This window comes from Isoptericola sp. Y581 (assembly GCF_059445475.1).
The window spans coordinates 73281-94008 of sequence record NZ_JCAIUK010000007.1; the positions used below are offsets into that span (position 1 = coordinate 73281).

Consider the following 20728-nt stretch of genomic DNA (forward strand, 5'->3'; position numbering starts at 1 on the left):
CCGGCCACGACATGCCCTGCCGAGGTTGGCGAAGCAGGGTCAGCGGGCGCCCAGGCGGCGGCTGATCTCGGCAGCCGCCCGGCCTGCGGACCGCGCGAGCTCGCCGCGGCGCCCGTCGTCGACGTCGTCGGACCAGAAGGTCAGCGCCACGCCCGCCACCGGGTAGCCCATGTGGTCGAGCGCGGCGTGCGCGACCGACGCGAGGCCGGTCGTGACCTCGCCGTCCTCCGTGGCGTGGCCGCGCCGGCGCACGTCGCGCAGCACCTCCCGTAGGTCGCGCAACGTGCGCGGCCCGACGCCGGTGCGGTCCGCGAGCGTGGCCGGTGTCGGGAACAGGGCCCGCACCTGCGCGACGGGCAGCAACGCGAGCACCGCCCGGCCGCTGGCGGTGAGATGGCTGGGGAGCCGGACGTCGACGTCGGTCACGAGCGACGGCCGGTGCGGCGCCCGCTGCTCCACCAGGTACAGCACCTCGCGCCCGTGGAGGACGGCGAGGTGCGCGCTCTCGCCCGTCGTCTCCACCAGCCGTGCGACCACCGGCCGCGCCAGCCGGGCGAGCGGAGCCTGCCGCGCGTACGCCGAGCCGAGGGACAGCGACGCCGTGCCGAGGCCGTACCGGTGCTCCTCCGGCAGGTGCGTCACGAACCCCTCGTCGACCAGCACCGACAGCAGGTGGTAGACGGTGGAGCGCGGCAGGCCCAGGTGCTGTGCGACCGCCGCCGCGGGAGACGGCCCGGCCTGCGCGGCGAGGTAGGCGAGCACGCGCACGGCCTGGCGCGCGGCGGGCACGTCGCTCATCGCGGCACGTCGGAGCGCGAGGGGCACGCCGGGTGCGGTCGAGCGGCGGGTCGGAGCGGCTCTGCCATGGACGTCACGGTAGGGCTCGGGGCGAGATCGGCGCAGCCGCTCGGGTGGGCCGCCGATGCCGGAGCTACAGTGCTTGCAGCTCTGATGGCCGTGCAGCCCTGGGGGTGCTCGTGGAGTCGTCACCGCACGCCGCGCCGTCCCGCCGGGCCTTTCTCAGGTTCGGCGCACTCGGCCTCGTGGCCGGCGCTGCGGGCTGCTCACCGGGCGGCGGGCGCGAGTCGCCCTCCGCATCGGCGTCGTCGCAGGCGGAGGCCTCCGCGGGCGAGTGGACGGTCGTGTGGCAGGACGACTTCACCGAGGGCCTGGACACGGCGGTGTGGACCCCCGCGGACTACGGCGGCAACCGCGACCTCGGCGAGCTGCAGTACAACGACCCCGCGCTGGTGTCGGTCGAGGACGGGAACCTCGTCCTGCGCGCTCGGGCGTCGGGCCGCGACGGCTACGGCTTCGTCGCAGGGAGCGTCTCGTCGAAGGGCAAGCTGACCGTCGGCCCCTACGGGCGCCTCACCACGCGCCAGCTGCTGGGGCCCGGCACCGGGATCGGGTTCGCCGTCGCCCTGTACGGCGAGGACATCGACGAGGTCGGCTGGCCGGCGTGCGGCGAGATCGACGCCACCGAGGTCGCGCTGGCCCGACCGGACTCGCCCTTCGCCTCGATCCACGGCCCCGGCTACTCGGGCGGCTCCCCCATCTCCGCCACCGGGAACGTCCCGTCGCTCGTGGACCGGTGGGCGGAGCACACGCTGGACTGGGAGCCGTCGCGTATCGCGTGGGCGATCGACGGGCAGGAGTACCAGGTGGCCGAGGCCTCCGACCCACGGGCGGCGGGCGGTTGGCCCTTCGACCAGCCGTTCTTCGTCACCCTCGTCATGACGGTGGGCTCCGACCTGTCCGGGCCGGTCGATCTCGAGACCTGGCCCCGCGACGGCACCGGCGAACCGACCGACTCCTACGCCGCCGTGGACCTCGTGCGGTTCGAGCAGAGAACGGTGTCCTGAGGATATCAAGAGCTTCCCTCAGTTGGCTTGTGAGGCCAGCACCCCCTTTGTATCGTCGAGGTGAAGTCTCCCCACGCGCGGCACGCCGCTGAACGAGCGGGCCGGGCACCGCCTCGGGTTGACGACACCGACAACGATGCCGCCGCCTCCAGACGATCTGGACGGACATGAAGACACGAAGCCTGACCTCAAAGACGATGGCCGCACTGACGGTGGCGGGGGTGATGAGCTTCGGGCTGACAGCACCAGCGATCGCCGCCGTCGATGACGAACCCTGGATGGACACCTCCCTGTCGCCGGACGAACGCGCCGACCTCCTGGTGGCCGAGCTGACCCTGGAGGAGAAGGCGACGGTCCTCATCCAGTCCGGAGGGCCGGGGCTGCCGGAGTACGGAGTCCCCGGCATCCGGGGCAAGGACGGCTGCTGCGGCGTCGCGACGACCGACACGGAGTCGACGGCGCTGCCCGTCGGCATCGCGCTCGCCTCCACGTTCAACACCGACGCGGCGGACGCCTACGGGGCAGTCGCGGGCAACGAGACCCGGTACTTCGGCTTCAACGGGCTGGCAGGGCCGACGATGGACCTGCTCACGACCCCGCTCAACGGCCGCATGTGGGAGGCCTTCGGTGAGGACCCGCTGGTCAGTGGGTCCATCGCCGCAGCCCAGACCAGCGGCACGCAGAGCGAGGAGGTCTACACCATCGTCAAGCACTACAACCTGAACAACCAGGAGACCCGACGCGGCCACGTCGACGCGGTCATCGACGAGAGACCCCTGCAGGAGGTGTACACCAGGCCCTGGGAGAAGGTGGTGCAGGATGCCGATGCCGGGTCCGTGATGTGCGCCTTCAACAAGGTCAACGGGGAGTACTCGTGCGGCAACGATGAGCTGCTCAACGGGATCCTCAAGGACCAGCTCGGGTTCAAGGGCTACGTGTCGTCGGACTTCAACGCCGTGCACTCGTTCGAGGACTACGAGGCGGGCCTGGACGTGGCGGGGCCGGACGTGCAGTACTCCGGTGAGAACCTCGTGCAGGCGGTGCAGGACGGCCTCGTCTCCGAGGAACGGGTGACCGACGCCGCGCGGCGCGTGCTGCGCACGTTCTTCGCGTTCGGCATCATCGACAACCCGCCCCCGGGTTCCTTCGAGTACCCCCAGCCGGAGTCCACACCGCTGGACCAGGAGGCGATCGACGAGCACTCCGCGGTCGCTCGTAGCGTCGGCGACGAGTCGGCGGTGCTGCTGGCGAACGACGACGCCCTCCCGCTGGACGAGAGCGACGGGTCGATCGCCGTGATCGGCGCCGACGCGGACCACTACATCGACGGCGGTGGCAGCGGCGCGATCCAGTACCCCGCGCAGCTGACCACGATCCTCGACGGGATCACCGAGCGGGCCGAGACCGACGTCACCTATGCGCAGGGCACCGACCCCGTGTCGTTGTCCGGCACGCTGCCCGGACCTGTGCCGGTGCCGTCGTCGGTCCTCTCTCCCTCGAGCGGCGCGGACGAGCAGGGCCTGAGCGGCTTCTACTTCCTGGGCACCGGGTTCCCCGGGCAGCCGGAGCTCATCCGCACCGACGAGCAGGTGGACTGGCGGAGCGGCATCTCCCAGGACACGATCAACACCTCCCAGGTGCCCAGCCCCGGCACGCAGTTCGCCGTGCAGCCGATCTCGGTGGTCTGGAGCGGCACCCTGACCGCCCCGGCGACGGGCACCTACGAGCTGTCGCTCAGCCACCTCGGCAGGGCGAAGCTGCTGGTGGACCGGGAGCAGCTCCTCGACGACCCGGGCACGACCTACGGCACCCAGTCGGTGTCCGTCGACCTCGAGGAGGGCGAGGAGTACTTCGTCGAGGTGAGCTACGAGACGAACGCTCCCAACCAGTTCAACGGCGGCCTGAACGACCAGCCCGGAGCGATGATCCGGTTCGGCTGGACCCCGCCGGAAGGTGAGATCGCGAACCCCACGATCGACGAGGCGGTCGAGGCCGCGGCGGAGGCCGACACGGCGGTCGTCGTCGCTCGCGACTACACCGGCGAGGCCGCCGATCGCGGCACGCTGGCCCTGCCGGAGGACCAGGACGCGCTGATCGAGGCGGTCTCCGAGGTCAACGACAACACGATCGTCGTGCTGGCCACCAGCGGCCCGGTCACGATGCCATGGCTCGACGACGTCGAGGCCGTGCTCGAGGTCTGGTACCCCGGCCAGACGCAGGGCGAGTCCGTCGCCGGCGTGCTGTTCGGCGACGTCGCACCCTCCGGGAAGCTGCCCGTCACGTTCCCGGTCGACCAGGACCAGCTCGAGGAGGTCGGCATCAAGGATCCGTTCCTGCAGATCGACGAGGTGGATCCGACCACCGAGTACACCGACGGCATCTACGTGGGGTACAAGGCCTACATCGAGCACGGGGCCACGCCCCTGTTCCCGTTCGGCCACGGGCTGTCGTACACCTCGTTCGGGTACGAGGATGCCGTGTCCGCGCCGCCCGTGGATCCGCAGGGCACGGATGCCGTCGCGACCACCGCGACGGCGACCGTGACCAACACGGGTGACGCCGCCGCCACCGAGGTCGTCCAGGCCTACGTGGGGAACCTGCCCACCGACGCCGTGGAGACACCCGACCTCGCGCTGGCGGGCTTCGAGCGCGTCAGCCTCGAGCCCGGCGAGAGCGCCGAGGTGGAGGTCCCGATCGACCGCCGGTCCCTGCAGTATTGGGACGTCGACGCCGGTGAGTGGGTGACGCCCACCGGGACGGTGCCCCTGCTCGTCGGTAGCTCGTCCGCCGACATCCGGGCGACCGGCGAGCTGGTCGTGCCCGCGGACACGACGGCACCGAGCGTCGAGATCACGGCCGACCCGGAGGACCCGGACGGCAGGCGGGGCTGGTACACGACGCCGGTGAGCCTGGAGTTCTCGGCGACCGACGACCAGGACCCGGACCCCGTGGTGGAGGTCAGGGTCAACGGCGGGGACTTCGCCGAGCAGGACGGCCCGCTGGTGCTCGAGGACGACGGGGTCTACCGGGTCGTCGCGCGCGCGACCGACGCGGCCGGCAACGTCTCGGAACGGACGAGGATCAGGATCAAGATCGATCAAACCCCGCCGGAGGTCACCGCCGAGCGCACGCGCTCGCGGTTCCTCGTCCGGATCGAGGCGACCGACGAGGTCTCCGGAGTCGCGAGGGTCCAGTTCCGCTACCGGATCGAGGCGGGTCGGCGGGACATCACGACCCCGTGGTCCGACACGCGCGGTCGGCCCGTCTTCGACCTGCCGGGTCGCAGCATCACCCTCCAGTACCGGGCGATCGACAGGGCAGGGAACGTCAGCGAGGTGGGTTCGCGCCGGTGACGTCGGGGGCCCCGTCTGGGATCCCAGACGGAACCTCCGTCGCCGCCCTGTCGGGGGCGCCGTGCCGCGGTGTGTGCTGGCGAGATGACAGCGTCGACACACCCCGCGGCCGTCCCCGGCCGCCCTGCTCCGGGCCCGACGGCGGGTCCCGCCCCCACGCCCGACCGCGCGCTCCGGGTGGTCGAGGTGGGCGAAGGGCCGCTGACGATCGAGGACGTGGTCGACGTCGCTCGCCGCGGCGCGCCCGTGCGCCTCACCGACCGAGCGCTGGCCGCGATGGCTGCAAGCCGCGCCGTCGTCGAGTCCCTGGCCGACGACGACCGCCCGCACTACGGCGTGTCCACCGGGTTCGGCGCGCTCGCCCGCCGGCACATCCCCACCGAGAAGCGGGCTCAGCTACAGCTGAGCCTGGTGCGCTCGCACGCCGCCGGCGCCGGCCCCGAGGTGGAGCGCGAGGTGGTGCGGGCCCTGCAGCTGCTGCGGCTCGCCACCCTCGCCACCGGTCGCACGGGCGCGCGGCCCGTCGTGGCGGAGACGTACGCGGCGATGCTGAACGCGCAGGTCACGCCCGTCGTGCACGAGTACGGTTCGCTCGGATGCTCGGGAGACCTGGCGCCGCTGGCGCACGTCGCGCTCGCCGCGCTCGGCGAGGGTCGGGCGCGCGACGCCGACGGGGAGCTGCGGGACGGCGGGGAGGCGCTCGCGGCCGCGGGCATCGCGCCGCTGGAGCTGCGCGAGAAGGAAGGCCTCGCCCTCATCAACGGCACCGACGGCATGCTCGGGATGCTGTGCCTCGCCCTCGACGACCTACGGCGCCTGCTCGCGACGGCGGACGTCGCGGCCGCGTCCAGCGTGGAGGCGCTGCTCGGCTCTGACGCGCCGTTCGCCGCGGACCTGGTCGGCATGCGCCCGCACCCCGGCCAGGCGGCGTCGGCCGCGAACCTGCGCGCGCTGCTCGCGGGCTCGCCGGTCGTGGCGAGCCATCGCACCCTCGACGCCGACGGGCGGCCCGAGTGCACGCGGGTGCAGGACGCGTACTCGCTGCGCTGCGCCCCGCAGGTGCACGGCGCGGCGCGGGACACCGTCGACCACGCATCGACCGTCGCCGGCCGCGAGCTGGCATCGGCCATCGACAACCCCGTCGTCACGGTGGACGGGCGGGTCGAGTCCAACGGCAACTTCCACGGGGCGCCCGTCGCGTACGTGCTGGACTTCCTCGCCATCGCGGCGGCCGACGTCGCGTCCATGAGCGAGCGGCGCACCGACCGGTTCCTCGACGTCGCGCGCAACGAGGGGCTGCCCGCCTTCCTCGCCGACGACCCGGGCGTCGACTCCGGGCTGATGATCGCCCAGTACACGGCGGCCGGGATCGTCTCGGAGCTCAAACGCCTCGCCGCGCCGGCGAGCGTCGACTCCATCCCGTCGTCGGCGATGCAGGAGGACCACGTCTCCATGGGCTGGGCCGCGGCGCGCAAGCTGCGCCGGTCGGTCGACGGGCTCGGCCGCGTGCTCGCCATCGAGCTCATGACCGCCGCGCGCGCCCTCGACCTCCGCCTCGCCCAGTTGTCAGGGCCACGTGAGGGTATTTCCGCGCGTGATCCTGACAACTCTCAGGCCTCAGAGTTGTCAGGGCCACGCGTAGGTATTCCTGGGCCTGGTCCTGACAGGTCGCTGCGAGGAACGAGGGCCGTCCACGACCTGCTGCGCAGCGCCGTCCCCGGGCCGGGCCCGGACCGGTTCCTCGCCCCCGAGATCGACGCGGTGACGCGGCTCGTCGCCGACGGCGAGGTCGTCGGGGCCGCGAGCGCCGCCGTCGGCCCGCTCCACTGACCCCTCGCTGAAGGAGACGACGATGTCCCACGCCATGTCCTACGACCGGGGGACCCCCGTCCCCGTGCGCGCGCCGCGCGGCACGACGCTCACCGCCCGCAGCTGGCAGACGGAGGCCCCGCTGCGGATGCTCATGAACAACCTGGACCCGGAGGTGGCGGAGCGCCCCGACGACCTCGTCGTCTACGGCGGCACCGGCCGCGCCGCGCGCGACTGGCCGAGCTACCACGCCATCGTCCGCACCCTCACGACGCTCGCCGACGACGAGACGCTGCTCGTCCAGTCCGGCAAGCCCGTCGGCGTGCTGCGCACCCACGAGTGGGCGCCGCGGGTGCTGATCGCCAACAGCAACCTCGTGGGGGACTGGGCGACGTGGCCCGAGTTCCGTCGGCTCGAGGCGCAGGGCCTGACGATGTACGGGCAGATGACGGCCGGCTCGTGGATCTACATCGGTGCGCAGGGCATCCTCCAGGGCACGTACGAGACCCTCGCCGCGGTGGCGGTGAAGAAGTTCGGCGGGACGCTCGCCGGCACGCTCACCCTCACCGGCGGCTGCGGAGGCATGGGCGGCGCCCAACCGCTCGCCGTCACGCTCAACGGTGGCGTGTGCCTGGTGGTCGACGTCGACCGCTCGCGCCTGGAGCGCCGCGTGCGCGAGCGCTACCTCGACGAGGTGGCCGACGACCTGGACGACGCCGTCCGCCGGGTCGAGGCGGCGCGCACGCAGCGGCGCGCGTTGTCCGTCGGCGTGGTCGGCAACAGCGCGCACGTGGTGCCGGAGCTGCTCAAGCGCGGCGTCGAGGTCGACGTCGTCACCGACCAGACGTCGGCGCACGACCCGCTCTCGTACCTGCCGCTCGGCGTCTCCCTCGAGGAGTGGGCCGACTACGCCGCCGCCAAGCCCGAGGAGTTCACCGACCGGGCGCGCGAGTCGATGGCGCGGCACGTGGAGGGCATGGTCGGCTTCCTCGACGCGGGCGCGGAGGTGTTCGACTACGGCAACTCGATCCGCGACGAGGCGCGCCGCGGAGGCTTCGACCGAGCCTTCGACTTCCCCGGCTTCGTCCCCGCGTACATCCGGCCCCTGTTCGCGGAGGGCAAGGGGCCGTTCCGGTGGGCCGCGCTCTCCGGCGACCCGCGCGACATCGCCGCCACGGACCGCGCGGTGCTGGACCTGTTCGACGACGACCACCTGCACCGCTGGATCCGCGCCGCCCAGGAGCGCGTCGCGTTCCAGGGGCTGCCGGCGCGGATCTGCTGGCTCGGGCACGGCGAGCGCGACCGCGCCGGCCTGGCGTTCAACGACCTCGTGGCCTCGGGGGAGGTGCGCGCGCCGCTCGTCATCGGTCGTGACCACCTCGACGCCGGCTCCGTCGCGTCGCCGTACCGGGAGACGGAGGGCATGGCCGACGGCTCCGACGCCATCGCCGACTGGCCGCTGCTCAACGCGCTCACCGCCGCGTCGTCGGGCGCCACGTGGGTGTCGCTGCACCAGGGCGGCGGCGTCGGGATGGGGCGGTCGATCCACGCCGGCCAGGTGTCCGTCGCGGACGGCACGCCGCTCGCGGCGCGGAAGCTCGCGCGGGTGCTGTCCAACGACCCGGGTCTCGGCGTCCTGCGGCACGTCGACGCCGGGTACGACGACGCCGCCCGCGCCGCCGAGCGTGGCGGGTTGCGCGTGCCCATGCTGGAGGGCGTGGACCCCGAGCGGGAGGCGTGACCGTGCGCGAGGTGGAGCACCCGGGAGGATCGCACCCGGCGACCCTGATCCTCGGGATCGGCGAGCTGACCGCCAACTCCCCGTCGCTCGGGGTCGACGGCGAACCGGCAGGCGTCGTGCGCGACGCCGCACTCCTGCTCGACGGCGGCCGCGTCGCGTGGGCCGGCCCGGAGCGCTCGTGCGCGGAGGGCGTCGAGGAGGCGCTCGGCCGCGCACCCGACCGCGTCGTCGGGGTGGAGGGGCGCGCCGTCGTGCCCGGGTTCGTGGACAGCCACACCCACCTCGTCTTCGCGGGCGACCGGTCGGCCGAGTTCGAGGCCCGCATGGCCGGCCGCCCGTACGCGGCGGGTGGCATCCGCACCACCGTCGCCGCCACGCGGGCGGCGTCCGACGACGAGCTGCGGGCCGGCCTGGCGCGGCACGTCGCGGAGGCGCTGGCCCAGGGCACGACCACGCTCGAGGTGAAGAGCGGCTACGGCCTCACCGTGGCCGACGAGGAGCGCGCGGTACGCATCGCGGGGGAGGTCACCGAGGAGGTGACGTTCCTCGGCGCGCACGTGGTGCCCGCCGAGTTCGACGGGCGCGCCGACGCGTACGTCGACCTGGTCTGCGGCGACATGCTCGCCGCGTGCGCCCCGCACGCTCGGTGGGTCGACGTCTTCTGCGAGAAGGGCGCCTTCACCCCCGAGCAGGCCCGCCGCGTGCTGGAGGCCGGCGCGGCCGCCGGGCTCGGCGTGCGGGTGCACGCCAACCAGCTCGGCCCGGGCGAGGGCGTGCGGCTCGCCGTCGACCTCGGCGCGGCCGCCGTCGACCACTGCACGTACCTGTCCGACGACGACGTCGCCGCGCTCGCGGGGTCGTGGGACGGGTCGTCGGGGGCCCAAGGGACCGTCGCGACCCTGCTGCCCGGAGTCGAGTTCTCCACCCGGCAGCCGTACCCCGACGCCCGGCGGCTGCTCGACGCGGGCGCCGTCGTCGCGCTGGCCAGCGACTGCAACCCCGGTTCGTCGTACACGAGCTCGATGCCGCTCATGGTGGCGCTCGCGGTTCGCGAGATGGGCATGACTGTCGCCGAGGCCGTCTGGGCCGCGACCGCGGGCGGGGCGCTCGCGCTGCGCCGGCCCGACATCGGGCACCTCGCGCCCGGCGCCCGCGCCGACGTCGTCGTCCTCGACGCCCCCAGCCGCGCGCACCTCGCCTACCGCCCCGGCGTCCCGCTGGTGCACGCCGTCTGGAAGGACGGGCACCCGTCGAGGTAGTTCCGTTCTCCGCGAGGTAGTTCAGCTTGGCCCCCACCGTCGTCGTCTCGCCGCCGCGGAACTACCTCGCCGATTTTCGGACTACCTCGCGGAGAACGGAACTACCTCGCCGGGTCTTGGACTACCTCGCCGAGTTCTGGACTACCTCGGCGGTGGGCGAGGCCGGCGAGGACCTCCAGGACGCAGAGGGCGGCGAGGCGGACGGTGCGGCCGTCGGGGGCGTCGGCGGTGGCGTCCACCTCGGCGATGTCGACGGACCGGACGCGCGGGTCGCTGACGATCTCGCGGACGAGTGCGCGCAGCTCCCAGGCCGCGAGGCCGCCGGGCACGCTCGCGGGGCAGCCGGGGGCGACGGAGCGGTCGCAGACGTCGACGTCGACGTCCAGGTGGATCGGCCCGCCCGCGGCCCCGGCGACGGTGAGGGCCTTGCGGACGACGGCGTCGAGCCGGCCCGGGCCGTTGCGGTGGAGCAGCCGTCGCAGGTCGTCGAGCGTCACGACGGTGATGCCGAGGTCCCGCGCCCGGCGCGCGTAGGCCGCCGAGTTCGCGAAGTCTGCGATGCCGATCTGGACGATCCGCGCCGGGTCCAGGCCCGCCTCGATCAGCCGCCGCACGGGGGAGCCGTTGGACACGCCGTCGCGCAGGTCGAAGTGTGCGTCGAGGGTGATCAGCCCGGCGGTCGAGAGGTCCTCGCCCCACGCACCGAGTGCGACCGGGACGGTCAGGGCGTTGTCGCCGCCGAGCGCGACGACGGCGCGCGCACCCGCCAGCGCGTCGGCGACGGCGGCCCGGGCGCGGGCCTCGCCGTCCGGGCCGTCGGGCTCGCTGACGTCGCCGTGGTCGACGACGGCGAGCTCGTCCGGGTCGACGTGCTCCTGCTCGACCGGCGGGTGTGGTCTCGACAGGCTCGACCGACGAGACATCAGCGCGGGGCTGTAGCGGCGCAGGGCGTCGCGCACGGCGGCGGGCGTGGCGTGCGCGCCCGTCGGCGACAACGACGTGCGCCAGGTGGGGACGCCGAGCAGGGCGAGGTCGGCGGGCGACTTGTCAGGCGTCGTCGCAGGCCACCCGCCCGCTCGAGGCCAGAGGGGGTCGTGGGGCAGGGAGGCGTCGGTCACGTGGCGACCGTACGGCGGACATGAGGCGGCTCACACCCTCTGGGCGGCGCGTCGTGTCCCTGCTAGGGTGCGGAATTCGTGGATTCGATACGTCCCTTCGATCATGTCGATCAATCCGGTCGCCTGATCACCCCGATTCTCGATCGTTCTGGGAGCACCCGTGGCCTGCAGCGTCCCCGTGAGGCACCTCCTCATCGCGCGCCTCGACGTCGACTTCGGTCGCGTCGCCAGCGCGCTGTGTCGCTGACCCTTCGCTGACCCGCCGACGCCGTCGTCGGCGGTCGCGCCTGCGCTGGCCCGTCGGGCACCGCTGCGCCGGGCACCTCCTGCCCCCCGATCCACACCCCTCGTGGGCGACGTCCGCCCACCCACTGGCGCCGTACGGCGGCGCCCAGGCGAAAGGTTTCCTCGTGTCCTCCGCAACCGCCAAGATCCCCGGCGCGGAACCCCGCGCCCGCAAGGGTCTGCGCTTCCCGTCGTTCTCGGTCCAGATCCTGCTGGGCCTCGGCCTGGGCGTGCTGCTCGGCTGGCTCGCGCTGTCCATGGGCCCGCAGGCGGATGGTGAGACGCCGAACGGGCTCACCACGACGCTCGACACCATCGGCTCGTCGTTCGTCACGCTGCTCAAGGCCGTGGTGCCGCCGCTGATCTTCACCGCGATCGTCGCGTCGATCGCCAACCTGCGCACCGTCACCAACGCCGCCCGCCTGGCCGGCCAGACGCTGCTCTGGTTCGCGATCACCGCCGCGATCTCCGTGGCGATCGGCATCGGCCTGGGCCTGATCTTCCAGCCCGGCCACAACACGTCCCTGTCCACCGCTGACGGCGCCGCGCCGTCCAGCACCGGCACCTGGCTGGACTTCCTCAACGGCCTCATCCCGACCAACGTGCTGGGCCTGGGCGCCTCGACCTCGGTCGAGGCCGGCGCGGACGGCGCGCTGAGCGCCGAGACCGGCATCAGCTTCAACGTGCTGCAGATCCTCGTGGTCGCGCTCGTCATCGGCATCGCCGCGCTGAAGTCCGGCGCCAAGGCCGACCCGTTCCTCGCGTTCAACCGCTCGGCGCTCTCCATCGTGCAGAAGGTGCTGTGGTGGATCATCCGCCTCGCCCCGCTGGGCACGATGGGCCTCATCGGCAACGCGGTCGCCGCGTACGGCTGGGAGTCGCTGCGTTCGCTCGGGTCGTTCGCGGTGGCGATCTACGTGGGCCTCGCGCTCGTGCTGTTCGTCGTCTACCCGGTGCTGCTCAAGGTCAACGGCCTCGGCGTCATCGCCTGGTTCAAGGGCGCGTGGCCCGCGATCCAGCTCGGGTTCGTCTCCCGATCCTCGGTGGGCACGATGCCGGTGACGCAGCGCGTCACGGAGCGCAACCTCGGCGTGCCGAGCGAATACGCGTCGTTCGCGGTGCCGCTGGGCGCCACCACCAAGATGGACGGCTGCGCCTCGATCTACCCGGCGATCTCCGCGATCTTCGTCGCGCAGATCTTCGGCGTCGACCTGTCGGTCGGCGACTACCTGCTCATCGCGTTCGTGTCGGTCGTGGGCTCCGCCGCGACGGCGGGCCTCACCGGCGCCATGGTCATGCTGACCCTGACGCTGTCCACCCTCGGGCTGCCGCTCGCGGGCGTGGGCCTGCTGCTCGCCGTCGACCCGATCCTCGACATGGGCCGCACCGCGGTGAACGTCGCGGGCCAGACGCTGGTGCCGGCCATCGTCGCCAAGCGTGAGGGCATCCTCGACCTCGAGCAGTTCCGCGCCGCGTCGGCGGAGAACCTCTTCGAGGACGACGACGCCGAGGGCGCCGAGGCGACCGACGCCGCGCAGGACGACCCTTCGACCGGCCCAGGGGAGTCCGGTGGGCAGGACGGACGCGAGCTGGCGGAGGCCGGGACGCGCGCCTGACGCCGCCGGTGAGGGCCCGGCGGTCGAACCCGCCGGGCTCTCACCCGCCCCTCACCCGCCCTCACCCGCCCTCACCCGAGGTCGACGACGACCTTCACGTCGTCGCTCGGGGTGAACGCCTCCGCGGCCCGCTCGAGGGGCAGCCGGCGGGTGACGAGGCGCCGCAGCCAGTCCGGGTCGGTGCGGGCGAGCACCTCCGCCCCCTCGCGGTAGTGCCCGAGGTTGGCGTTGACCGACCCGACGACGGCGTCGTTCTCGAGCACGATCTCCCGGTTGGCCGCCCCCGCGTCGAACCGCAGGTGACGTCCGGTGGGCGTGACGCTCGTCAGGCACGTGACCCCGTAGGTCCCGGTCGCGGACAGGGCCTCGAGCACGACGGAGCTCGCGCCGGTCGCCTCGATCACGACGTCGGGCTGCACGTCGTCCGCGATCTCGTCGACGGACGCGCTGTGGTAGACGGCGCCGAGGTCGCGCACCAGGTCCGGCTTGGGGCCGGTGGTGACGCGGTCCAGCACGTGCACCTCGAGGCCCTGCTGGACGCCGATCAGCGCGGCCAGCAAGCCGATCGGCCCGGCCCCGGTCACCAGGGCGGTCCGTGGCTCGAACCACGCGCGTTCGCCCACGGCCCACACCTGTTCCCATGCCTTGACCACGACGGTCGTGGGTTCCAGCAGCATGCCGACCTCCTCGAGCGCGGGGTCGAGGCGGACGGCGTAGTCGGCCTCGACCGTCCAGGTCTGGCTCGCGTACCCGTCGAGGCCCTTGATGCCCCGTTCGGTGTACCGACCGTTGCGGCACATGTCGAACTGGCCCCTCGCGCACGCGCCGCACGGTTCCGGGTCGGGGCGTCGCACGACGCCGACCACGAGGTCGCCCGGCGAGAAGCCGCTGCCCGCCGGCGCGTCGCGCACTCGGCCGAGGGACTCGTGCCCGAGGACCAGCCGGTCGCGCCCCGGCGGTGGCGTCCCGTACTCCCCGGCGGCGATCTCGCGGTCGGTGGCGCACACGCCGACGGCGATCCCGTCGACGAGGAGCTCCCCGGCCTCCGGCCGGGGGTCCGGTACGTCCGTCACGGCGAGCGAGCCGGCCTGCTCCGGCACGACGGTCAGTGCTCTCATCGGTCGTCCTCCTGTGTGGTGGAGTCCCCTCCGGAGCCGCGCAGCGTGCGCGCGGCGTTGACGAGCCCCACGTGGCTGAACGCCTGCGGCACGTTGCCCAGCTGGCGCGAGGTGCGCGGGTCGTACTCCTCGCTGAGCAGGCCCAGGTCGTTGCGCAGCGTCAGCAGGCGCTCGAAGAGCGCGACCGCCTCGTCCTCCCGGCCGATGCCGTGCAGCGCGTCGACCAGCCAGAAGCTGCAGGCCACGAACGTGCCCTCGCGCCCCGGGAGGCCGTCGACGCGGTCGTCGAGGTGGGTCTGGTAGCGCAGGAGCAGCCCGTCCTCGGTCAGCTCGCGCTGCACGGCGTCGACCGTACCGAGGACACGCGGGTCGTCCCACGGCAGGAACCCGACCTTCGGGATCAGCAGGAGTGCGGCGTCGAGCCCGTCGGAGCCGTAGAACTGGGTGAAGGTGTTGCGGTCCCGGTCGTAACCGCGACGGCACACGTCGGCGTGGATGGTCTCGGCGAGGCCGCGCCAGCGGGGCGCCGGCCCGTCGAGCCCGTACGCCTCCACGGCTCGGGCGGCCCGGTCGACGCCGGCCCAGGCCATGACCCTCGAGTGCACGAAGGCGCGCCGCGGGCCCCGCACCTCCCACAGGCCGTTGTCGAGGTCGTCCCAGTGCCCCTCGAGGAAGTCGAGCAGCGTGCGCTGCAGCGCCCACGCGTCGTCGGTGGGCGCGAGCCCCGCCTCGCGGCCGACGTGCAGGCTGTCGAGCACCTCGCCCCACACGTCGAGCTGGAACTGCTCGGCCGCCGCGTTGCCGACGCGCACGGGCGCCGAGCCCTCGTAGCCCGGCAGCCAGTCGATGGTGAGCTCGGGGATACGACGCCGGCCGTCGATGCCGTACATGATCTGCAGGTCGGCCGGGTCGCCGGCGATCGCCCGCAGCAGCCACTCGCGCCACGCGCGCGCCTCGGCCACGTAGCCGGTGCCGAGCAGCGCCTGCAGCGTGAACGTGGCGTCGCGCAGCCAGCAGAAGCGGTAGTCCCAGTTGCGGGTGCCGCCGAGCTGCTCGGGCAGCGACGTCGTCGCCGCGGCGAAGATACCTCCGCTGGGTGCGTACGTCAGGGCCTTGAGCGTCACGAGCGAGCGCCGTACCGCGTCCTCCCAGCGTCCGCGGTAGCGGGCCCGGGACACCCACTCGGTCCAGAAGCCTTCGGTCTCGCGCTGGGCACGGTCGGCGTTCTCGGTGCGCGGACGGGGCCGGTACGACGGGTGGTACGTGAGGACGAACGGGACCCGCTGGCCCGCGGACACCTCGAACCGGGCCCGGACGGAGCGCTCCTCGTGCACGACCTCGACCGGGGTGTCGAGCTGCAGGGCGTCGGGGCCGGCGACCGTCGAGATGTCGGTGCCGTCGATCGTGGTCCACGGCGCGACCGACCCGTAGTCGAACCGCGGCCGTAGCTCGGTCGTCATGCCCACGCGCCCGCTCACGCCCTCGACGATGCGCACGACGTCGGGCACGCCGTCGCGGGGCGGCATGAGGTCGATGACGCGGACCGTCCCGTCAGGCGTGGTCCACTCGCTCTCCAGGACGAGGGTGTCCCCGCGGTAGCGCCGGGTGGTGCACGGCCCGCCGCTCGCCGGTGACAACCGCCAGAACCCGTGCTCCGGCCCGCCGAGCAGCGCCGCGAAGCAGGCGGGCGAGTCCAGGCGGGGTAGGCACAGCCAGCCGATCGAGCCGTCCCTGCCGACGAGGGCTGTGGTGTGTAGGTCCCCGATGATCCCGTAGTCCTCGATGCGCTGCGCCACCCCATGAGTGTGGTGCGCCGTGACCCTCCTCGCAGGTGGGACGGCGGCGTCAGCGCAGGCCGTACGCCGGGATCGTGTCGTCGGTGGCGAAGGTGTCGGTCATCCACAGCATCGAGCGGTACGCCCACCGGGTGGTGAAGCTCCAGTCCCGCATCCGGAGGCGCGCGGGCGACTGCGGCGCCAGGAACGGGCCGGCGTTTCCCGACCGCGCGACCTTGGTCGGCTTCCGCATGCGGCGGTCGTAGGCCGCGAACGCCGCCGCGTGGTCGCCATGCGCGGCGACCAGCTCGCCCGCGAGCACGTAGGCGCCGACGAGGGAGAGCCCGGTGCCGAAGCCGCCGAGCGTGTTCGCGTGCCCGGCGTCGCCGACGAGGGCCACCCGTCCGCGCGTCGACGACGTCATGCGGGTGCGGGCCAGCGCGTCGAGGTAGAAATCGGGCGCCTCGCGGGCGGCGGCGAGCGCGGCGGGGACGCGCCACCCGACGCCGTCGAAGGCAGCCTCGAGGAACGCGCGCTGGGAGGCGACGTCGTGGCGGTCATAGGCCGGGCCCGGACCTCGGGCACCCGGCGCGCTGAAGACGAACAGGCTCGGCGCCTTCTGGCCGCCCAGCAGCGCCAGCCGCCCGGGTGTGTTGTACCCGTAGGCGACGCCGCGGCCGTCCGGCAGCCGGGTCTCAAGGTCGTCGAGCGGCGCGTTCGCCCCCGCGACCGCGTAGTAGTACCCGAGGTTCTGCATGAACTCCTCCTCGGGGCCGAACGCGAGCCGCCGCACGGCGGAGTGCATGCCGTCCGCCCCGATCACGAGGTCGAAGCGCTCGCTCTGCCGGTGCGCGAAGGAGACCTGCACCCCGGCCGTCGCCTCGCCCATCGCGACGATCTCGTCGCCGTACACGTACTCCGCGTCGGCGGCGCTGTGCTCCAGCAGGATGCCGGCGAGGTCGCCGCGCAGGATCTCGACGTCGCCGCCGATGAACTCGCCGGGGATCACTGCGCGGACCCGGTCGTGCGCGTCGACCATGCGCCAGTCCGTCTTGGCGGTCTGGCGCGCACGGACGTCGTCGAGGATCCCCATGCGGGTCAGCACGTCGTGGTGCGTGCGGCCCTTGAAGTCGACGGCCTGCCCGCCGGGCCGGGGTGCGGGCGCCTTCTCGACGACCGTGACGTCGAAGCCGTTGCGGCCCAGCCAGCGCGCGAGCGCCGGGCCGGCGATGCTCGCGCCCGAGATGAGGATCTTCGTGGTGGCCATGATGCCCCTCCATTAATCGCGTCCTGTGGACACAGTAGGGCACCGCGTACGATGGACGCAATAATCTTTTTGGAGGGAACCGATGAGCGCACCGAACTCCCCGACGACCACAGAGGACGACGTCGTCGCGCTCCTGTGGCGACGCTCAGCGCCCGTGCGGCGGGGGCCGAAGCCTCGCTTCACCGTGGAGGGCGTCGCCGCGGCCGGGGTGGAGATCGCCGACGCCCGCGGCCTCGACGCCGTCACGATGCAGAGCGTCGCCGAGCGCCTCGGCACCACCAAGATGGCGCTCTACCGCTACGTGCCCGGGCGGGTTGAGCTGGACTCGCTGATGCTCGACCTGGCGCTCGGTGAGGCGCCCGAGGTCGGCGGCACGGACTGGCGTGCCGCTCTGACGGACTGGGCCGACAGCGTGCACGCGCGCGCCCTCGCCCACCCCTGGTGCGTGGAGCTCGCGCAGCGGCCGCACGCCCCCGGCCCGGCGGAGCTCTCCTGGTACGAGGCCGGGCTGGCCGCGATCGCCGGCCTGCCGCTCACCGGAGCGGAGAAGCTCGACACGCTCGCCCTGCTCGTCGGGCACGTCATGTCGACTGTGCGGCAGCAGGTGAGCGGGCCGGCGCCGGAGGCGGACCTGGCCGCGCGGCTCGCGCCGATCCTGGCCGAACGCGCCGACACCTACCCGCTGACGGTGGCCGCGTTCGCGGAGACGTCCGCGACCACCCGAGACGACGCCCTGCAGTTCGGCATCGGGCGCGTGCTCGCCGGCGTCGGGGCGCTCGCGGACGAGCGGGCCTAGGCGAAGCGCACCAGCGCCCCGCCGGGGAGCTGGCCGAGCAGCCACAGGTGCGTGGACGGCACGGCCCCGACCACGGGGTAGCCGCCGGTGAGCGGGTGGTCGGCGCCGAACAGCACGGGCCACCCGTCGGGCGGCACCTGCAGCGCGCCGGTCACGCAGCCCTCGCTGGGCAGCTCGCGTTCCCGGGCCGAGGCCGCGCGCTCGAGCGGGCGGGCGCCCGCCGATCCTGCCGACGGACCAAGCCTCAGCCCCACCCGGTCGGAGCGCGCGGTGACCTCCCACTCCTGGCGGCGCAGCAGCTCCACGGCGGCGGCGTCGAACCAGTCGTCGTGCGGGCCGAGCACGAGCGGGAGCGTCGTGACCTCGCCGGGCGCGGGGAGCGCGGCGGCGTCGGGGGCACCGACGTCGCCCACCGCGACGGCACCCACCGGTCCGCTGTGAGCATCGAGATGGCCCCTTCCTCCCGCACAGGGTGGGCCATCTCCGGGCCCACAGCGGAGGAGGGTGCCCGGGGAGAGGGGGTCCGGGCCGAGGTGGGCGAGGACGTCCGTGGCGCGGGACCCGAGCAGGGGCGGGACGTCGATCTCGCCGCGCACCGCGACGTAGGTCCGCCAGCCGCGGGCGGGCGCGCCGAGCTCGAGCTCGGCGCCGTCGTCCAGGCGGAACGGCCGCGCGACGGGCGTCGGCCGGGCGTCGTCGCCGGCGGGGCGCACGACCGCGCCCGCGTCCGCGCCGGCGAGCGCCACCACCACCGAACCACGGGCGCGCAGCCGCAGCCCTCCGCCGGCCGCCTCGATCGCCGCCGCGCCCGCCGGGTTCCCCACGGCGCGGTTCGCCGCGCGCAGGCTGCGCGGGTCCGCTGCCCCGGACGCGGACACGCCGAGGTGGGCGAGGCCCGGGCGGCCGAGGTCCTGCACCAGCGCCTGGAGGCCCGGCGCCAGGACCTCGAGCTCGCCGCCTCGGTGATCGAGCCCGCGCCGGCCTGAGTCGGTCGAAGGGGCGGCACCGGCCCGTCGGGTGGTTCCGACAGGCTCGGCCGCCGTGCGGGCGGCCGCGCGGACAGACTCCCGCACGGCGGTGAAGCGGACGCGGTCGCCGGGCGCCCAGGGCGTGGGCGGGTCGCGGTCGGGGTCCCAGGTCACGACGTCCGTGCGCCCCACGAGCTGCCAGCCGCCGGGGCTCGCGCGCGGGTAGACGCCGGAGTAGGGCCCGGCGAGCGCCACGGAGCCGGCGGGCACCCGGGTGCGCGGGCTGTCCCGCCGGGCCACGACCAGCCCCTCGTCGTCCCCCGTGAGGTAGGCGAACCCCGGCGCGAAGCCGACGAACCCCACCACCCACGACGCGGCGGCGTGGCGGCGCACCACCTCCTCCGTGCCCCAGCCGAGCAGGTCGGCGACGTCGGCGAGGTCCTCGCCGTCGTACACGGTGGGGATCTCGACGAGGGTGGTTCCGCGCCGGTCGAGCGTGCGCCGTCCTGAGCCTGTCGACGGGTCGGGACCGTGCCGCGGGGTCTCGCCGGGCTCGACCAGGATCCGGTCGCGGAGGACGGCGGCGAGCTCGCGCCCCGGGAGGTGCCACGGGTCGAACGGCACGAGCAGGGTGCGCGCGCCCGGCACGGTCTGCCCGACGCCGGGCACCGGCCGTGCGGCGAGCGAAGCGTGCAGCGCGAGCGCCTGGGCGAGGTCGTCCAGCTCGACGAGCACGGCGTCGTCGCGCGCGGGCAGCACGCGCACCGTCAGGCCTCCGCGAGCGGCGCGGCGGGCGCGAACGGGGCGAGCCGCACGCCCTCGGCGTCGAAGACCTCGCGGATGCGCCGCGCCATCGCGACGGCGCCGGGGGAGTCGCCGTGCACGCACACGGACTCGGCGCGCACGGTGACCGTCGTCCCGTCGGCCGCCTCGACCACACCCTCGGCGACGAGCCGCAGCATGCGGCGGGCCACGACGTCGGGGTCGTGCAGGACTGCGCCCGGCTCGCCCCGGGGGAGGAGCGTGCCGGACGGCGTGTACGCGCGGTCGGCGAACGCCTCGGCGGCGACGCGCAGCCCGGCGGCCTCGGCCGCCTCGAGCGAGCGGGTGCCGGGCAGCCCGAGCAGCACCAGCGACGGGTCGACGGCCGCGGCCGCCGCGGCGACGTCGGCCGCCACCCGCGCGTCCACCGCGGACGCGGTGTAGAGGGCGCCGTGCGGCTTGACGTACGTGACGCGCGTGCCCTCGGTGACGGCGAGGGCCTGTAGTGCGCCGATCTGGTAGATCACGTCCGCGCGCAGCTCCTCGGACGGGACGTCGATGGCGCGGCGGCCGAAGCCCGCCAGGTCGCGGTAGCCGACGTGGGCCCCGACCGCGACGCCGCGCGCGGCGGCCAGGCGCACGGTGCGGCGGATCGACGCCGGGTCGCCGGCGTGGAAGCCGCAGGCCACGTTGGCCGACGACACGATGCCGAGCATCGCCTCGTCGTCGCCGAGGGTCCACCGGCCGAAGCTCTCGCCGAGGTCGCTGTTGAGGTCGACGGTGGTCATGTCCGCCAGTCTGCCCTCGCGTACGGCGGCGCGGTGCCCGGGTATCAGGGCGGTTGCCGCGGGCTCCCTCGATGATGCGTGGACGAGCGCCATGTGAACTCTTGCCGCCAGGGGTGGCATGTCCTCGGCGCTCGGCGCACAGTGGAGGGACGATCCTGTCGCCTGTGTCACACGACGGCACCAGGGTGTGACAAGATCCGAGCGCCTG

Annotated in this window: 14 protein-coding genes; 7 read left to right on the forward strand and 7 right to left on the reverse strand. The window is 74.0% G+C overall.

Annotation, left to right across the window (positions count from 1 at the left end):
• Nucleotides 1-39: 39 nt before the first annotated feature.
• Nucleotides 40-798, reverse strand: a complete 759-nt coding sequence (locus AC1C2W_RS14190; protein ID WP_495389906.1) for an IclR family transcriptional regulator — start codon at nt 796-798, stop codon at nt 40-42.
• 179 nt (nt 799-977) lie between these two features.
• Here AC1C2W_RS14190 and AC1C2W_RS14195 point away from each other — a divergent pair, with 179 nt between their 5' ends.
• The 5 genes from AC1C2W_RS14195 (at nt 978) to hutI (ending at nt 10027) form a co-directional block, all read left to right on the forward strand.
• Complete coding sequence (locus tag AC1C2W_RS14195; RefSeq protein ID WP_495389907.1) at nt 978-1865, forward strand: glycoside hydrolase family 16 protein; 888 nt, start codon at nt 978-980, stop codon at nt 1863-1865.
• A gap of 197 nt (nt 1866-2062) precedes the next feature.
• Nucleotides 2063-5218 (forward strand): beta-glucosidase, encoded by a 3156-nt coding sequence (locus AC1C2W_RS14200; protein ID WP_495413442.1) that lies wholly within the window; start codon nt 2063-2065, stop codon nt 5216-5218.
• A gap of 84 nt (nt 5219-5302) precedes the next feature.
• Nucleotides 5303-7048, forward strand: coding sequence for a histidine ammonia-lyase (gene hutH, locus AC1C2W_RS14205; protein ID WP_495413443.1), 1746 nt, complete (start codon nt 5303-5305; stop codon nt 7046-7048).
• A 22-nt stretch (nt 7049-7070) separates the two neighbouring features.
• Nucleotides 7071-8768: a urocanate hydratase gene (hutU, locus tag AC1C2W_RS14210; protein WP_495413444.1), complete on the forward strand. Its 1698-nt coding sequence runs from the start codon at nt 7071-7073 to the stop codon at nt 8766-8768.
• A complete protein-coding gene (gene hutI, locus AC1C2W_RS14215) occupies nt 8765-10027 on the forward strand; it encodes an imidazolonepropionase (protein ID WP_495413445.1) in 1263 nt (420 codons plus the stop codon). Before hutU ends, hutI begins: the two co-directional genes overlap by 4 nt.
• Nucleotides 10028-10128: 101 nt before the next feature.
• Here the strand turns inward: hutI and AC1C2W_RS14220 are convergent, their stop codons facing one another.
• A complete protein-coding gene (locus tag AC1C2W_RS14220) occupies nt 10129-11145 on the reverse strand; it encodes an arginase family protein (protein ID WP_495389912.1) in 1017 nt (338 codons plus the stop codon).
• 410 nt (nt 11146-11555) lie between these two features.
• On the opposite strand from AC1C2W_RS14220, the gene AC1C2W_RS14225 reads away from it, so the two are divergent.
• Nucleotides 11556-13046, forward strand: coding sequence for a dicarboxylate/amino acid:cation symporter (locus AC1C2W_RS14225; RefSeq protein WP_495389913.1), 1491 nt, complete (start codon nt 11556-11558; stop codon nt 13044-13046).
• A 71-nt stretch (nt 13047-13117) separates the two neighbouring features.
• On the opposite strand, the gene AC1C2W_RS14230 is transcribed toward AC1C2W_RS14225, so the two are convergent.
• Genes AC1C2W_RS14230 through AC1C2W_RS14240 form a run of 3 tightly spaced genes read right to left on the reverse strand, consistent with a single transcriptional unit; the run spans nt 13118 to nt 17206 of the window.
• A complete protein-coding gene (locus AC1C2W_RS14230; RefSeq protein ID WP_495389914.1) occupies nt 13118-14164 on the reverse strand; it encodes a glucose 1-dehydrogenase in 1047 nt (348 codons plus the stop codon).
• Nucleotides 14161-15960, reverse strand: coding sequence for a glycoside hydrolase family 15 protein (locus AC1C2W_RS14235; RefSeq protein ID WP_495413446.1), 1800 nt, complete (start codon nt 15958-15960; stop codon nt 14161-14163). The genes AC1C2W_RS14230 and AC1C2W_RS14235 overlap by 4 nt, the downstream gene beginning before the upstream one ends.
• 49 nt (nt 15961-16009) lie before the next feature.
• Nucleotides 16010-17206 carry an FAD-dependent monooxygenase gene (locus tag AC1C2W_RS14240; protein ID WP_495413447.1) on the reverse strand — a complete coding sequence of 399 codons (1197 nt, stop codon included), beginning with the start codon at nt 17204-17206 and terminating at the stop codon, nt 16010-16012.
• A gap of 82 nt (nt 17207-17288) precedes the next feature.
• Here AC1C2W_RS14240 and AC1C2W_RS14245 point away from each other — a divergent pair, with 82 nt between their 5' ends.
• Nucleotides 17289-18002 carry a TetR/AcrR family transcriptional regulator gene (locus tag AC1C2W_RS14245; protein ID WP_495389917.1) on the forward strand — a complete coding sequence of 238 codons (714 nt, stop codon included), beginning with the start codon at nt 17289-17291 and terminating at the stop codon, nt 18000-18002.
• On the opposite strand, the gene AC1C2W_RS14250 is transcribed toward AC1C2W_RS14245, so the two are convergent.
• The gene (locus tag AC1C2W_RS14250) at nt 17999-19735 is read right to left on the reverse strand and encodes a 5-oxoprolinase subunit B/C family protein (protein WP_495413448.1); all 1737 of its coding nucleotides are present in this window, start codon (nt 19733-19735) and stop codon (nt 17999-18001) included. The two genes, AC1C2W_RS14245 and AC1C2W_RS14250, sit on opposite strands and share 4 nt — an antisense overlap.
• 2 nt (nt 19736-19737) lie before the next feature.
• Complete coding sequence (locus AC1C2W_RS14255; RefSeq protein WP_495413449.1) at nt 19738-20520, reverse strand: LamB/YcsF family protein; 783 nt, start codon at nt 20518-20520, stop codon at nt 19738-19740.
• Nucleotides 20521-20728: the final 208 nt, after the last annotated feature.